At 71.5% G+C, this 15048-nt stretch carries 13 protein-coding genes; 7 read left to right on the plus strand and 6 right to left on the minus strand.

From position 1 onward, the window contains the following. Positions 1-12: 12 nt before the first annotated feature. From OG788_RS28600 to OG788_RS28610, 3 genes are all read right to left on the minus strand, one after another. Positions 13-1086: a hypothetical protein gene (locus OG788_RS28600; protein ID WP_406374315.1), complete on the minus strand. Its 1074-nt coding sequence runs from the start codon at positions 1084-1086 to the stop codon at positions 13-15. A gap of 222 nt (positions 1087-1308) precedes the next feature. Beyond that, complete coding sequence (locus OG788_RS28605; protein WP_406374316.1) at positions 1309-1731, minus strand: hypothetical protein; 423 nt, start codon at positions 1729-1731, stop codon at positions 1309-1311. A 124-nt stretch (positions 1732-1855) separates the two neighbouring features. Continuing rightward, entirely contained in the window at positions 1856-3067 is a 1212-nt protein-coding gene (locus tag OG788_RS28610; RefSeq protein WP_266762220.1) for a pyridoxal phosphate-dependent aminotransferase, read from the minus strand. A gap of 126 nt (positions 3068-3193) precedes the next feature. Here OG788_RS28610 and OG788_RS28615 point away from each other — a divergent pair, with 126 nt between their 5' ends. Beyond that, positions 3194-3850: a hypothetical protein gene (locus OG788_RS28615; protein WP_406374317.1), complete on the plus strand. Its 657-nt coding sequence runs from the start codon at positions 3194-3196 to the stop codon at positions 3848-3850. A 609-nt stretch (positions 3851-4459) separates the two neighbouring features. After that, positions 4460-5344, plus strand: a complete 885-nt coding sequence (locus OG788_RS28620) for a serine protease (protein ID WP_406374318.1) — start codon at positions 4460-4462, stop codon at positions 5342-5344. A gap of 20 nt (positions 5345-5364) precedes the next feature. Here the strand turns inward: OG788_RS28620 and OG788_RS28625 are convergent, their stop codons facing one another. After that, a complete protein-coding gene (locus OG788_RS28625; RefSeq protein WP_406374319.1) occupies positions 5365-6993 on the minus strand; it encodes an amidohydrolase family protein in 1629 nt (542 codons plus the stop codon). Between the two features lie 16 nt (positions 6994-7009). Next, positions 7010-8287 carry an amino acid deaminase gene (locus OG788_RS28630; RefSeq protein ID WP_406374320.1) on the minus strand — a complete coding sequence of 426 codons (1278 nt, stop codon included), beginning with the start codon at positions 8285-8287 and terminating at the stop codon, positions 7010-7012. A 147-nt stretch (positions 8288-8434) separates the two neighbouring features. Between OG788_RS28630 and OG788_RS28635 the strand changes: the two genes are divergently transcribed. From OG788_RS28635 to OG788_RS28655, 5 genes are all read left to right on the plus strand, one after another. Further along, positions 8435-9526 (plus strand): sugar kinase, encoded by a 1092-nt coding sequence (locus OG788_RS28635; RefSeq protein WP_406374321.1) that lies wholly within the window; start codon positions 8435-8437, stop codon positions 9524-9526. Continuing rightward, the gene (locus OG788_RS28640; protein ID WP_356750433.1) at positions 9523-10290 is read left to right on the plus strand and encodes an IclR family transcriptional regulator; all 768 of its coding nucleotides are present in this window, start codon (positions 9523-9525) and stop codon (positions 10288-10290) included. The genes OG788_RS28635 and OG788_RS28640 overlap by 4 nt, the downstream gene beginning before the upstream one ends. A 7-nt stretch (positions 10291-10297) precedes the next feature. Further along, positions 10298-10708 carry a RidA family protein gene (locus OG788_RS28645; protein WP_406374322.1) on the plus strand — a complete coding sequence of 137 codons (411 nt, stop codon included), beginning with the start codon at positions 10298-10300 and terminating at the stop codon, positions 10706-10708. A 180-nt stretch (positions 10709-10888) separates the two neighbouring features. Beyond that, on the plus strand, positions 10889-12412 hold the full coding sequence (locus OG788_RS28650; RefSeq protein ID WP_406374323.1) for a GntP family permease: 1524 nt from the start codon (positions 10889-10891) through the stop codon (positions 12410-12412). Positions 12413-12476: 64 nt separating this feature from the next. Continuing rightward, positions 12477-13262 (plus strand): hypothetical protein, encoded by a 786-nt coding sequence (locus OG788_RS28655; RefSeq protein WP_406374324.1) that lies wholly within the window; start codon positions 12477-12479, stop codon positions 13260-13262. A gap of 69 nt (positions 13263-13331) precedes the next feature. Here the strand turns inward: OG788_RS28655 and OG788_RS28660 are convergent, their stop codons facing one another. Beyond that, on the minus strand, positions 13332-14708 hold the full coding sequence (locus tag OG788_RS28660; protein ID WP_406374325.1) for a M14 family metallopeptidase: 1377 nt from the start codon (positions 14706-14708) through the stop codon (positions 13332-13334). Positions 14709-15048 lie beyond the last annotated feature (340 nt).

The raw sequence follows: 15048 nt of genomic DNA on the forward strand, positions 1-15048 counted from the left end.
GTGCGCTTCCCCCTAGTTCCCGGCCCGGCGCGCCATCTCGTGCAGCACCTTGGAGGCGGGCACGGGCGCCTGCCGGACGCCGGTCAGCTTCTGATTGAGATACGTGGCGTGGGCCGCGGTGGCCGCCGTGAACTCGCCGGTGGCGCCCTGCGGCCGGAACCCGTGCCGGACGGCGAGCTTGCGCAACTCCGGGTCGTTGCTGAGGAGTTCACCCAGAGCTCGGCCCTCGGGCGTGAGCGGTACGACCGTGTGGTCGCTGTTCGCCGTGGTGTCCGGGTAGAGGACCGTGAGGTCGCCGGTGTCCTGGCCCTCGGCGAGGAGGGCGGCGACCTGCGACTCGTAGACGAGGACGAGCGGATTGCCGGCGCCGCTGACGAAGTCCCGGAACTCCGCGTCGGTACTGGACTGCTGGGCGCCCTGGACGCTGATGAGCCGGTGCATCAGGGGCGCGGTGCGGTCGACGGCGGCGTGGTCGGCGGCGACGCGCCCGCCGTCGGCGACGTAGGAGGCGGCGGCGAGGTAGAGGGCGCCGGAGTTGGAGGTCTCCGGGTCGGTGCTGGCGATGTACAGCGTGCCGGTCAGTTCACCGTGCGCCTCGGCGCCCTTGAGCTGCTGCCAGGTCCGGTCGTGCCGGGCCGCGTCCAGATAGGCGGCCATCCTCAGCGTGCCGGTGTTCTTGTCGAGGGTGGCCAGTCCGTTCGCGGCGAGGACCTCGGCCGCGCTGCGGTGGGCCACCACCACGAGGGGCGAGTAGAAGGGCCGGGGCAGCGGTCGGCGCGCGTGGTACTTGTCCGCGAGCTCGTCCGCCGGTGCCTGGCTGGAGGGGAAGGCGAAGTCGTACCCCTTGAGGTCGAGGCCCTCCATGGCCCACGACCCGGAGGTCTCCGTCTTCACGGTGTATCCCTCGGCAGCGAGGGCCTTCACCACGTCGGGGTCGGCGAAGAACTCCGCCTTCTCCGAACCGATCACTCCTTGCACGGTCTTCGTTGCCGTGCTCTTGTCCTGACCAGTGCGGCCTGCGACGACGGCTGCTGCCACTCCGCCGATCAACAGGACCGCCAGGACGATTCCTGCGATGCGTCTCACGCCTGGAGCGTGCACCTCGGAATCCAACGTTCCCGGTCTCGGGGGGTGAACACGGGGTGACCACCGGGTCCCGGTACGCAACCGGAGGGAGGACCGCCGCTACGCGGGTGCGTGGCGCGGCGTGGAGGGCGTACGCGGTGTGTGTGGCACCCGGTCCGCACGTCGCTGCGGGAGCGCGCGGACCGGGGCCGTACGAGGGGCCTCGGGCTCGGGGGCCGGGGCTCAGCGGGTGGCCAGCTCGCGGGGTTCGACGGCCAGGGCGTGCGCGTCCATGCGCTGGGCGGACAGGATCGCGGCGGCCGTGTCGGCGCGGGAGGCCGCGACGACGAGGGCACGGCCCGCGAGGGCGTGGGCGCGACGGTGAAGGGTCACGAGGCGGGACGCGTGGGGCGCCGAGGCAGCCGGGGCGCGGACCGGTGCGGAGCCGCCGCGCAGCCGTGTCACCTGCTCGGTGAGCCGGTCGGCGCCGGCGTCCAGGTCCGCGGACGGTGCGAGCGCGCGGATCTCGTCCGTCACGGCGAGCAGTGCCGCGAGGTGACCGGCGAGCTGGATGTCCAGCTCCTCCTCGCGCGACCGGTGGGGGAAGTCGGAGGAAGGGGCGCCGGCCATCGTGTGGACCGACTTCGTGCGGATCGGTTCGTACATGGGATGGCCTCCTGTGCCTGACAGGAAGCCATCCTAGCTTGGATTTCGTCTAAAGTTGAGCCGGTTCGCGGAATGGGTCGCGACGCGTACACACGGTGAGCGCGTCCCGCGCCGCCCGCGGGCGTCACGGCTGGCTGTAGCCGTCCAAGAACGTGCCGATCCGGGTCACCGCGTCCGTCAGATCCCCGACCGTCGGCAGGGTGACCACCCGGAAGTGGTCCGCCTCGGGCCAGTTGAAGCCCGTCCCCTGGACGACCATGATCTTCTCGCGGCGCAGCAGGTCGAGCACCATCTGCCGGTCGTCCTTGATCTTGAAGACCTTCGGGTCGAGACGCGGGAAGAGGTACAGCGCCCCCTTCGGCTTCACGCAGGTCACACCGGGGATCTGCGTCAGCAGCTCGTGCGCGACGTCCCGCTGCTCCTTCAGGCGCCCGCCCGGCAGGACCAGGTCGCTGATCGTCTGCCGCCCGCTGAGTGCCGCCACCACTCCGTGCTGCCCCGGCATGTTCGCGCACAGGCGCATGTTCGCGAGGATCGTCAGTCCCTCGATGTAGGACTCCGCGTGCGCGCGTGGCCCCGAGATCGACATCCAGCCGACGCGGTAGCCCGCCACGCGGTACGCCTTCGACATGCCGTTGAACGTGAGGGTGAGCAGATCCGGGGCGATCTTGGCGGTCGCGGTGTGCGTGGCGTCGTCGTAGAGGATCTTGTCGTAGATCTCGTCGGAGCAGACCAGCAGGTTGTGCCGCCGGGCGATGTCCGTGAGCCCCCGGAGCATGGCTTCGTCGTACACCGCGCCGGTCGGGTTGTTCGGGTTGATGATGACGATCGCCTTGGTGCGGTCGGTGACCTTCCGCTCCACGTCCGCGAGGTCCGGCATCCAGTCGGACTGCTCGTCGCAGCGGTAGTGCACGGCCGTGCCGCCGGACAGGGAGACCGCCGCGGTCCACAAGGGGTAGTCCGGGGCCGGTACGAGCACCTCGTCGCCGTCGTCCAGCAGGCCCTGCATCGCCATCACGATGAGCTCGGAGACGCCGTTGCCGATGAAGACGTGCTCGACGTCGGTCTCGATGCCGAGGGTCTGGTTGTGCATCACGACCGCGCGGCGGGCGGCGAGCAGGCCCTTGGCGTCGCCGTAGCCGTGCGCCGAGGAGACGTTGCGGAGGATGTCCTCGAGGATCTCGGGCGGACACTCGAACCCGAAGGCTGCCGGGTTGCCCGTGTTGAGCTTGAGGATGCGGTGGCCGGCCGCTTCGAGCCGCATCGCCTCCTCAAGAACCGGACCCCGGATCTCGTAGCAGACGTTGGCGAGCTTCGTGGACTGGATCACCTGCATGTCCGTGAGCTTACGGCCGTGTAACGCACACCGGGGCGTGTTTTTCACCACGTGAGACGTGACGGTTCGGACCTCTTTGTCTGCTCGCTACTCCGAAAGCCCTGGTGGTCCCTAGAATGCGCGATCATGTCCTGGCAGTCCGGCGATTCCGAAGCCCGGCCGAAGGTGTACCTCCCGCAGAGCGACGGGGAGACTCCTCCGGCCTATGAGGCGTACACCGATCCGGCCGAGGCGCACGGCTGGCGGAAGGCGTACGCGGACGGCGGCGACACCGCCGTTCTCGACGCCGTGCCCGGGGACGGCGCCGTCCCCGGCGGGGCGGCCGGGCGGCAGGAGCGGCTGCAGCGCCGTCGGCGTGCCCGGATGACCCGCCGGCTGGTCGTGGCCGGGGGCGCGGCGTGCGCCGTCGTCCTCGGCGTCGTCGTCGTGGGGGCGCTCGACTCCGGGGCGCCCGACGGGACGGGCGGCACGCCCGTGGGGACGTCCGGGCCCGTGCGCCTCGCGACGGGGCCCGTGCAGTCGCCCGAGGAGTCCGCCGACGCCACGTCCGCGCAGCCGTCGGCCGGCCGGTCGGCGACCGCGTCCGACGCTGCCTCGACCGGCGTCTCGGGGAGCGCGTCCCCGGGCGCGACCACGACCGCCGGGGGCACCTCCACGGCCCCCGCGACCTCCGCGCCCCCCGCGTCCTCCGCGCCCCCGGCCTCCACGTCCCCCACCGCCTCGGCCACGGGTGGCACCAATGGCGGCCGCGGGCAGGGGCACGGGCGCGGGCACGGGGGCTGAAGGCACCCCGACCGGCAGCCGGTCCGCGTGGGCGCCGGCCGGGCCGCCCGCCAACGGCGTACCGGGGGGTGCCGGGGCTCGCCTCCGTCGTCGGGTGCGACCGGTCGGCGCCGGGGCCGACCGGGCTGCCGCGGGATCTGCCGCCGACCGGGTCGGCGTTCATGGAGAAGATCTGCCGGACCGGCTGACGGGTGCCGGTCCCGGCGCTCGCCGAGGTCCGCGCGTACGTCGACGAGAGCGCCCCGGCGCTCCGGCGTCGAGGACCTGCTCGGGGATCACCTCGCCGAGCTGACCGCCCTGCGCTCCGCCCGCAACCCGCGCCGGATCAACGGGCTCGTCGACGGCTTCGGCCTCACCGGCAGCGCCACCCCGAACCGCGAGGCCCGCGCCGGGGCGCTCGACGCGTGGGCCGCCACGAGCGGCGCGCTGCCCTTCCGCTGCGCCCGGAGGCGTACGAACAGGCCGCCCTCCAGGCCGGAAACCGCTCCTTGTCCGTCTTTCCCTCCCCCCTCACAATGCACATGACAAACAATGGCCGGAAGACCTCCGGTCAACGGAAGGCGACCGGATGACCTTCGGTCGCCCCAAGTCGCAAGAGGGGACCCCCACATGAGAAAGCCTCTCGTCGCCGCTCTCTTCGCCCTGGTGATGACCGGGGCGGGCGCGGCACCCGCGGTCGCCGCATCCGCGCCCGAGTCCACCCCCACGCACGTGTCGGCCAAGGCCGCCCCGGCCCGCACCGAGACGGCGCCCACGCTCCAGGCCGTCAGCCTGGCCGGGACCGTCGCGCTCAGCAACTGCTCCGGCTCGGTCGTCCGCTTCCCCAACTCGGCGGACACCGACCCGGCGCTCGTGCTCTCCAACGGCCACTGCCTGGAGACCGGCTTCCCGGACCCCGGTGAGGTGATCGTCGGCCAGGCGTCCAGCCGGACCTTCAGTCTGCTCAACTCGGCGGGCACCAAGGTCGCGACCCTGCGCGCCAGTAAGGTCGCGTACTCGACGATGACCGACACGGACATCACGATCTACCAGCTCACCAGCACCTACGCGACCATCAAGAACTCGTACGGCATCAGCGCGCTGACCGTGCAGAACACGCACCCGACCGCCGGCACCGCCATCACCGTGGCCTCCGGCTACTGGAAGCGGCTCTACAACTGCAGCATCGACGGCTTCGTGTACCGCCTCAAGGAGGGCGACTGGACCTGGAAGGACTCGGTCCGCTACACCTCCGCCTGCAACACCATCGGCGGCACCTCGGGCTCGCCGGTCGTCGACCAGTCCACCGGCAAGGTCGTCGCCGTCAACAACACCGGCAACGAGGACGGCGAGCGCTGCACGGTGAACAACCCGTGCGAGGTCGACGCGAGCGGCAACGTCACCGTCCGCGAGGGCATCAACTACGCCGAGGAGACCTACCAGATACCGGCCTGCTTCACGACCGGCAACAAGCTCGACCTGACCGCGAGCGGGTGTGTCCTGCCCAAGCCGTAGTGCCGCGGGAGGGCGGGCGGTCACGCCGTGCGGCGGACCGCCCGTCCCGCCAGTACGTCCGTTCTGCGCCCGTCCTCCACGACGAATCGGCCGTCGATCAGGACGTGCGGAATGCCGGTGGGCAGGGTGCGCGGCGCCGCGAAGGTCGACCCCGCCGCGACCGTCGCCGGGTCGAAGAGGACCAGATCGGCGCGGTACCCCTCACGGACGAGTCCGCGGTCGGGCAGCCGCAGCCGGGCCGCCGGGCGGCCGGTGAGATGGGCGACGCACTCCTCCAGCGAGAGGACGCCCAACTCCCTCACGTACCGGCCGAGATAGTGCGGGAAGGTGCCGTACGCGCGCGGGTGCGGTTTGTCGCCGCGCAGGATGCCGTCGGAGCCGCCGGTGTGCACGGGGTGCCGCATGATCGCCCGGACGTTCTCCTCGTGGCCGACGTGCTGCAGGATCGTCGGGCCGAGACGGTCCTCGATCAGCAGACGGCGGGCGGTGGTCCAGGGGGCCTCGCCGCGCAGGTCGGCGGATTCCCGGACGGTGCGGCCGACGTACGACCCGAGGTCCGGGTCGGACACCCCGGAGATCTCGATCGTGTCCCACTCGATGGGGACACCGTGGCAGCCGTCGGCGCCCACGACCTCCATGTGGTGCCGGACGCGTTCGGCGGTCGCGTCGTCCCGCAGCCGGGCGAGAACCGCCTCCGGTCCGCCCTCGCCCGCCCAGCTCGGCAGCATCGCCACGAGGGTGGTGCACCCCGGGGTGTACGGATAGGTGTCCAGGGTGATGTCCGCACCCTCCGCCAGCGCCTTGTCCAGCAGGGCGAGGAGATCCGGGGCCTTCCCCTCGTTCACGCCGAAGTTCATGGTGGCGTGGGCGAGATGGAGCGGGCAGCCGGCCTCTCGGGTGAGGGCCACCATCTCCTCGTACGCCTCCAGGGCGCCCGCCCCGTAGGAGCGGTGATGCGGGCAGTAGTAGCCACCGTGCTCCGCCACCACCTCGCACAGGGCGGTGAGTTCGGCGTCCTTGGCGTACATCCCGGGCGTGTAGGTCAGTCCGGAGGACATGCCGACCGCGCCCTCCCGCAGCCCGTCCGCGACCAACCCCCGCATCCGGTCCAGCTCCCGGGGGGTCGCCGCGCGGTCCTCCCAGCCGACGGCGAGCATGCGGACGGTGCCCTGCGGGACGAGGTAGGCGGCGTTCACCGCGATGCCCTCGCCGTCGAACCCGTGGTCGAGACGGTCCAGGTACTCGCCCACGGAGCGCCAGGTGAAATCGATGTCGTCGCCGTGGCCGTTCCAGCCGGTGATCGTCCGCCGGACCTCGGCGAGCGTACGGTCGTCGACCGGGGCGTACGACAGGCCGTCCTGGCCGATGACTTCGAGGGTCACGCCCTGGGCGGCCTTCGCGCTGTGGTCCGGGTCCCGCAGCAGCGCGAGGTCGCTGTGCGCGTGCATGTCGATGAAGCCGGGGGAGAGGACGAGACCCTCGGCGTCCAGCTCGCGGGTGCCGCGCGGCCGCTGGCAGCCGGCCGCCGCGGCCTCCTTGACGATCGCGACGATCCGGCCGCCCTTGACGGCCACGTCGGCGCGGTAGGTGGCGGCGCCGCTGCCGTCGGCGACGTCCACGTCCTGGATGACCAGGTCGGCGTGATCCATGGGGCGTCTCCGGCTTCTAGAAGAACGTGCGGACGTAGTCGACGACCGTGCCGTCCGCCTCGACCAGCGGGATCAGCTGCCACTTGTCGAAGGACGTGCACGGGTGGGACAGGCCCATGCCGAGCCAGTCACCGACCTCCAGGTCCGCCTCCGGTGCCGTGCGCAGCCAGGCGTGCTGGTCGGAGAGCCCGCTGACCTCGATGCCGGCCGCGGGGCGCTCGACCCCGTCCCGGCGCACGACCTGGGCGAAGGGGAGGTCGAGGTCGTGGGCCGCGTCCCGCTTGCCCGCGTTGCTGAAGGCCTGCTCGGCGGAGGGCCGGGAGACGACCTGCGACCAGAGGCGGAACGCCGGGTGCAGGGCGCCCTCCTCCGGGACGCGGGCGAACGGGGTCAGCTTGCGGTAGTGGCCGTCGTCGTGCGAGACGTACGCGCCCGACCGGAGCAACTTCAGGACGGGCAGCGAGAGTTCCGGGATCTCCGCGAAGACATCGGCGACCGCGTCGAACCAGGCGCTGCCGCCCGCGCTGACGACGACCTCGTCGAGGCCCTTGAAGCGTCCGGCGCCGTCGAACTCCGCCGCGAGCGCGGTCAGCCGCCGCAGCCAGGCGTGCACCCGCCCGGGATCCGCGTCCGGGACCTCGCCCTCGTATCCCGCGACGCCGACCAGCCGGAGCGTCGCCGTCGCCGCCACCGCGTCCGCGACCGCCGCGCACTGCGCCTCCGTACGCACGCCGGTGCGGGCGCCCTCGCCGGCGGCGAGCTCGACGACCACGTCCACCGGGCGGGCGCTGCCGCGCAGCGCCGCGTCCATCAGCTCCACACCGCGCACCGAGTCGACGTAACAGATGAACCGGAAGCCGGGGTCCCCGGCCAGCTCGGCGGCGATCCACCGCAGGGCCGCCGCGTCGACGAGTTCGTTCGCCAGGAAGATCCGGTCGATGCCGAACTCCCGTGCCACGCGCACCTGGTGGGGGACCGCGAGGGTGATGCCCCAGGCGCCGCGCTCGATCTGCCGCCAGAACAGCTGAGGCGCCATGGACGTCTTGCCGTGCGGGGCGAACGCGAGGCCGTGCCGGGTGGCGTACGTCTCCATGAGTTCGAGGTTGTGGGTCAGGCGCTCGGCGGAGAGGGCGAGGACGGGGGTGGTGAAGCCGTCCGTGAAGAGGTTGCGGCGCTGGGCGGCCAACTCGCCGACGCTCAGGCCGTCCGCGTCCGGGGGCAGGCCCTTGAAACGGTGGTCGACGCGGTCCGCCGCGAGAGCGGCCAGCGGTGCGGCGGCGGTGTCGGCGCTCATGGGGCCTCCTTGGTCTGCCCGGACGCGTTGCGCACTGTGCAACGCTCATTGCGTATGTCGCTTACTGCTGTCTAACATCCCAGCCAACGCAGGGTCAACGGTGCCGTTCGCCGCCGTCGGCCGCCAGAGCGAGGAGCCCCGACCATCGTGACCAGCAACGGACCCGCAGGTGCCGCGTCCTCCGACGCCGACATCGACACCGTCGAGGTGGTGGCGCTCGGCGAGTCCATGGTCACCTTCCTGCCCACCCGGGCCGGACGCCTCGCCGACGTGCCGTCGTTCGAGCGCGGCATCGGCGGCGCCGAGTCCAACGTGGCGTGCGTGCTCGCCCGTGCCGGCCACTCCGCGCGCTGGGTCGGCAGGGTCGGCGCCGACGGGTTCGGCGACCACCTGGTGGAGGCGATCGCCGCGTACGGCGTCGACACCTCCGCCGTACGCCGCGACCCCGAGCGCCCGACCGGCGTCTACTTCCGCACCGCGGGCGACCGGGCGACCGCCGCCCACGAAGTCGCCTACTACCGGGCCGGATCCGCCGCCTCCGCCATGACCGCACGGAACGTGGACCTGGCCGCCGCCCGCTCCGGCCGCGTGCTGCACCTGTCCGGCATCACCGCCGCGCTCTCCGACGACTGCCTCGCCCTGATGCGCGAACTGACGGCCCCACGGCCCGGCCGCCCCCTCGTCTCCTTCGACGTCAACCACCGCCCGGGACTGTGGCGCGACCCCGAGGGACCGCGCGTCCTGCTCGACCTCGCGCGCGGCGCCGACATCGTCTTCGTCGGGGACGACGAGGCCCGCGCGGCCTGGGGGCTGCACGGGGCCCGCGCGATCCGCGAGGCCCTGCCCGAACCGGACGTCCTGGTCGTCAAGTACGGCAAGGGCGGCGCCGTCGTGTTCGACAAGGACGTCCCCGAGGGGACCGAGGACGCCACCGGCACCGCCACCTTTGTCCGTGCCCTGCGCGTCGACGTCGTCGCGGCCGTCGGAGCCGGCGACGCCTTCGCCGCCGGGTTCCTCTCCGCCACCCTCCGCGGCCTCCCCGTCCGCGACCGGCTGCGCCACGGCCACCTGATGGCCGCTGCCGCCCTCACCGTGCCCGGCGACCTCGCCGAGCCACCCGCCCGCGGGCACGCCGACCGGCTGGCCGCTCTCGACGACCGCGCGTGGGAGACACTTCGACTCGGCCCCGGCTGGACCGAAGCCGACGCACGGGCCGCCGAGGAGGTACGCACGCCATGAGCCAGACCGTCGACCGAGCGCTGAGCATCCTGCCCCTGCTCGCCGAGGGCCCCGCCGACCTCGGACAGGTCGCCGACCGCCTCGGCGTCCACAAGTCCACCGCGCTCCGCCTGCTGCGCACCCTGCACGAGCACGGCCTGGTCTACCGCCAGTCCGACCAGCGCTACCGCCTCGGAGCCCGCCTCTTCGCCCTCGCCCAGGAGGCCGTCGAGAACCTCGACGTCCGCGAGATCGCGCACCCCCACCTCGTCCGCCTCAACGAACAGTGCGGACACACCGTCCACCTCGCCGTCCACGAGGAGAACGAGGTCCTCTACATCGACAAGGTGGAGAGCCGCTACCCGGTGCGCATGTACTCGCGGATCGGGAAGCCCGTCGCCATCACCGTCGCGGCCGTGGCCAAACTGCTCCTCGCCGACCTGCCCGAGGCCGAGCGCCGCGCCCTCGCCGACAAGCTCGACTACCCCATGTACACAGCCCGTTCGACCCCCAGCGCCCCCGCCTTCCTGAAGGAGCTGGCGACGGTACGCGACCAGGGCTGGGCCACCGACCTCGGTGGCCACGAGGAATCCATCAACTGCGTCGCGGCCCCCATCCGCGGCGCCGACGGACGCGTCTGTGCCGCCATGTCGGTCTCCGCGCCCAACGTCGTCGTCACCGCCGACGAACTGCTCACCCTGCTCCCGCTGGTGCGCCGTACGGCTGACGCCATCAGCCGCGACTACTCCGGCAAAGCCCCCACGAAGGAAGCACCGAAGGAATGATCACCGCATGACCGACAAGATCGCCCTCACCCCGAAGACCCACACCACCCCGCCCGCCAGGTTCTCGCACGGCGTGAAGAAGGGGAACATCCTCCAGGTGGCCGGCCAGGTCGGCTTCCTGCCCGCCGAGGAGGGCAAGCCCCCGACGCCCGCCGGACCGACCCTGCGCGAGCAGACGCTGCAGACCCTCGCCAACGTCAAGGCGATCCTCGAGGAGGGCGGCTCCGGCTGGGACGACGCCATGATGATCCGCGTCTACCTCACGGACGTCGGCCACTTCGCCGAGATGAACGAGATCTACAACCAGTACTTCGAGGACCAGGGCCTCACCGCGCCCCCCGCCGCCCGCACGACGGTCTACGTCGGCCTGCCGGCCGGACTCCTCGTCGAGATCGACGTACTCGCCGTTCTCGGCTGACGTCCGCTCTCCGGGAGGACGTCCTCCCGCCGGGCTGACGTCCTCTCCCCGGGCCGACGCCCGATCACCTCCCGCACCTCGTACGTCGTCACGGTGCGGCACCCGCCGAATCCGGGGTGCCGCACCGCGATTCGCCCTGCCCGAAAGCCCGATGGACTTACGAAAACGAGGCCCCCCGACATGTCGTCGTATCCGCTCGCAGCGACAGCCCCGGCCCCGGAGACACCACCCCACACCGGTGGTCTCCTGCTCCTTCTCGACGGCACGGCCGGACTGCTCACGGTCGCCGCCCTCGGAATCGCGCTCCTCCTCTTCCTGATCATCAAGGCCAGGCTCCAGCCGTTCGTCGCCCTGCTCGCCGTCTCCATAGCCGTCGGCCTCGCCGCCGGGCTCTCGGTCACGGAACTGTTCGGCACGGTCCAGAAGTCCACCGCGGTGTCGGTCATCGAGACGGGCATGGGCGGCATCCTCGGCCATGTCGCGATCATCATCGGCCTGGGCACCATGCTCGGGGCGATCCTCGAAGTCAGCGGCGGCGCCGAGGTGCTGGCGTCCCGGCTGCTCAACCTCTTCGGCGAGAAGAGGGCCCCGCTCGCCATGGGCCTGACCGGCCTGATCTTCGGCATCCCGGTCTTCTTCGACGTCGGCATCTTCGTCCTCGCGCCGCTCGTCTACGCCGCCGCCAAACGCTCCGGCAAGTCGATCCTGCTCTACTGCCTGCCGCTGCTCGCCGGCCTGTCGATGACCCACGCCTTCCTGCCGCCGCACCCCGGCCCGGTCGCCGCCGCGGGCCTGCTGCACGTCCAGCTCGGCTGGGTCATCCTCATGGGCATCGTCTGCGGCATCCCCGCCGTGCTGGCCGCCTGGGTCTACTCCGCCTGGATCGGCAAGCGGATCTTCGTCCCCGTACCGCAGGACATGGTCGAGGCGGCCGCCGAGGCCAAGCTGGCCGTCATCGAGGAACAGCGCGCCGCGGGCACCCTCCGGCCGGGCGGAGCCGGGAGCGCGGAGGAAGGCGCCGAGCCGCAGGAGAAGCCGGTGCCGCTCGGCACGGTCCTCGGCATCATCGGTACGCCCCTGGTGCTGATCCTCGCGGCCACCTTCTCCTCGATCGCCCTCGATCCGTCCACCCCGCGCTCGGTCATCGAGTTCTTCGGCAGCCCCTTCGTGGCCCTCACGATCGCCCTGATCCTCGCCTACTACCTGCTCGGCATCCGGCGCGGCTGGTCCCGCAAGTCCCTGGAGACCGTGTCGACTTCGTCCCTGAAGCCGGTCGGCAACATCCTGCTGGTGGTCGGCGCGGGCGGCATCTTCGGCGCCGTGCTGAAGGCGAGCGGAGTCGCCCAGGCCCTCTCGGACACCTTCAACGACGTCGGCCTCCCGGTGATCTTCCTGGCCTACCTGATCTCCCTGGTCCTGCGGGTCGCCCAGGGCTCGGCGACGGTCGCGATCGTCACCACGGCCGGCATCGTCGCCCCGTTGCTCGTCGAGGGAGACCACTCCCAGGCCTTCGTCGCCCTGGTCATCATGGCGATCTCGGCGGGCTCCATCTTCGCCTCGCACGTCAACGACGGCGGCTTCTGGATGGTGGCCAAGTACTTCGGCATCAGCGAGCGCGACACCCTCAGGACCTGGACCGTTCTGGAGTCCGTGCTGTCCGTCGCGGGGTTCGTCGTGGCCGCCGCGGTGAGCCTCTTCGTGTAACAGAGGCATAGCTAAGTAGGGGCTGGCTGTGTCCGACACAGGATCTTCGACCATACTTCCCGCTGTGGAGCAGCGCATAGGTTCGAAGAGCCAGCCCCTGGACGCCGCCGCGGTGAACCCGGCGTACATCCCCGGGCTTACGTCACCCGTGCCGGCGGAGCCGAAGGACGCGGTCGAGGAGACCGAGGAGGGCGCCGCCGAGGGGACCGTCTCCGACGAGTCGGCCCCCGGCGACGCGGCGTCCGACGAGGCGCCCGCCGCCGAGACCCCGAAGGAGCCCGCGTCCGAAGAGGAATCCGACTCCGGGACGGAACAGGAGTCCCGGACGGAACCGGAATCCGGTGCCGACCCCGACGATCCAGTCTTCGAGGCCTCCGACCGGCGCGCCTCGGTCACGGCCGACCACAGCGGCGTACGCCTGCGCCTGGACGACCAGGAGGCGGAGTTCCGCTGGGACGAGATCGGCGCCGTCGAGACGGAGTCGCCGCGCTTCGGCAAGCGGTTCACCGTCACGGTGCACACGCCGGACCGTCGCTGGTATCCCCTCGAGATCGAGGCGAGCGCCCGGTCACGCTTCAAGGAGTGGGAGGAACAGCTCGACGCCGTCCTGGACGCCTACTTCGAGGACGGCGACGACGCGGCGGAAGCTGAGGACGCCACGTCTGCCGAGGTGTCCGAGGCATCCGAGGTGTCCGAGGAACTCGAGGTGTCCGGCGCGGCCGAGACGTCGGAAGCATCCGGGGCGACGGATGCTTCCGATGCTTCGGAGGCGTCCGATTCCGAGGCACCCGCTTCGGAAGCGTCCGCTTCCGACGCGTCCGGGACGAAGGACAAGGGCGAGAAGCCGTAGCCGGTACGGGGAACCGCGCGCCCGGTCACGCGGGGCGCGCGGTTCCCCGGTCACCGACCGGCCTGCCTCCTAGGAGCAGTACTGGGCCGCCTTGCCGATGGACCGGTACATGCAGTCGGCGTTCTCCAGGAGTTGGAGCACCGCGTCCCGGTTCCTGGACGTCTCCCGCTCGATGACCTCGTCGGGCGGGTAGAAGCCGCCGCCGGAGCTGGACGACGGATACATCTCGAAGGTGTAGTCGAAGATCTTCTGGGAGCCCCAGAGGTAGTCGTCGATCGATCCGTCCGTGATGTACAGGTCACTGGCCTGTTCGGCCGTGTAGCCGTTGCTGGCGGCCATCTTCTGGCCGACGGTCTTGAAGGCGTTGTAGTCGTCCGCCGTCATCCCCGTGGCGGTGTCGGAGTAGGTGTACCCGAACGGCCACAGCACCAGCTCGCTGTAGGTGTGGAAGTCGATGCCGGCCTTGATCTGCTGCTTGCCGCCGACGACCCGGCCACGCACGAAGTCGGCGACCACCTTCACCTCGGGAGCCGACTCGGCCGACGTTCCGCGGTAGGTCTCCGAGGACGTCGAGCCCGAAGAGCCGCCGCAGCAGCCCCACTTGTAGTTCCAGTTGCGGTTCAGGTCCGTACCGACGTACGAGGAGCCGGAGTTGGGCTGGCGGTTCTTGCGCCACGAGCGGTAGGAGCCGCTCGCGATGTCGTACTCGCCGCCGTCCGGGTTGAGGTCCGGGACGAGCCAGATCTCGCGGTTGTTCACCATGCTGGTGACGCGGGAGTCGCTGCCGTAGCCGGCCCCGAGTTCACGCAGCAGATACAGCGCCATCTCCACCGTGAGGTGCTCGCGGGCGTGCTGGTGGAAGGTGAGGAGGACCTCGGGTTCGTTCTCGTCGGTCGCGACGTTGTCGCTGACCTTGATCGCGACGATGTCCCGGCCCTGGTACGACTTGCCGATCACCCTCTTGCTCATGATGCTCGGGTAGGCCGCGAGACGCTGGTCGATCTCCGCGTTCGCCTCCGCGTAGTTGTGGTACTTCGCGTCCGCCGTCGGGAAGTCGAAGAGGCGCACGTCGGAGGCGCCCGCGGCGCGGTCGGGCGCCGAGCCCAGCAGGGAGACGTCGTAGCCCTGCCGGCGCAGCTTGCTGATCTGGTCCGCGCGGCCCGAGACGACGACGGTCTCCTCGTCGGCCTCGTCCACGGTGACCCCGGACTGCTGGATCGCCGTACGCGACACGGGAGTCGAGCTCTGGTGGATCTCGTACTGCCTGATGTCGTCGGCCGAGGGTGTGGGAGCCTTCGCTCCGCTCGCCGTGGCGTCGGTGGCGGTGGCGGTGAGGGGAGCGGCGAGGGCGAGGGCCGCGAGGACGGCCAGAGCGGCGCCGCGCCGGCCGCCTCTGCTCCTGCCGTCGGTGCTGCCGCGGGCGCTGCCGCGTATGCGAAGTCGCATGAAGTCTCCTTGTTTCTCCAGGAATTCCGGGATCTCCGGAATGTGGGGAGTGGAGCGGGGGGTGGTCCATGGCGACGTGCCTGGTGCGGGTGTGGCGCTCATGGTGGGCCCATGGCATGAGCAGGTCAAGGCGTGTCAAAGGGCCGGTGGCGTGAATCGGCCGTGATCCGGCTGTGAGCGGGGTGCGGGTCGGGGTGTGCGGGCGTGGCGGGGGCGGGCCTGGCCAGGGCGCCGCCGAGGCCCGGGCCGCGGTACCTCCTGCGACCGCCCTGCGTGGATCGCGTGGCGATCGGCGTACGCGCCCTTGTGCCGCACTCGCCCTTTGCGCTTTCTTGAATCG

The organism is Streptomyces sp. NBC_00647, assembly GCF_045207245.1.
Lineage (GTDB): Bacteria > Actinomycetota > Actinomycetes > Streptomycetales > Streptomycetaceae > Streptomyces.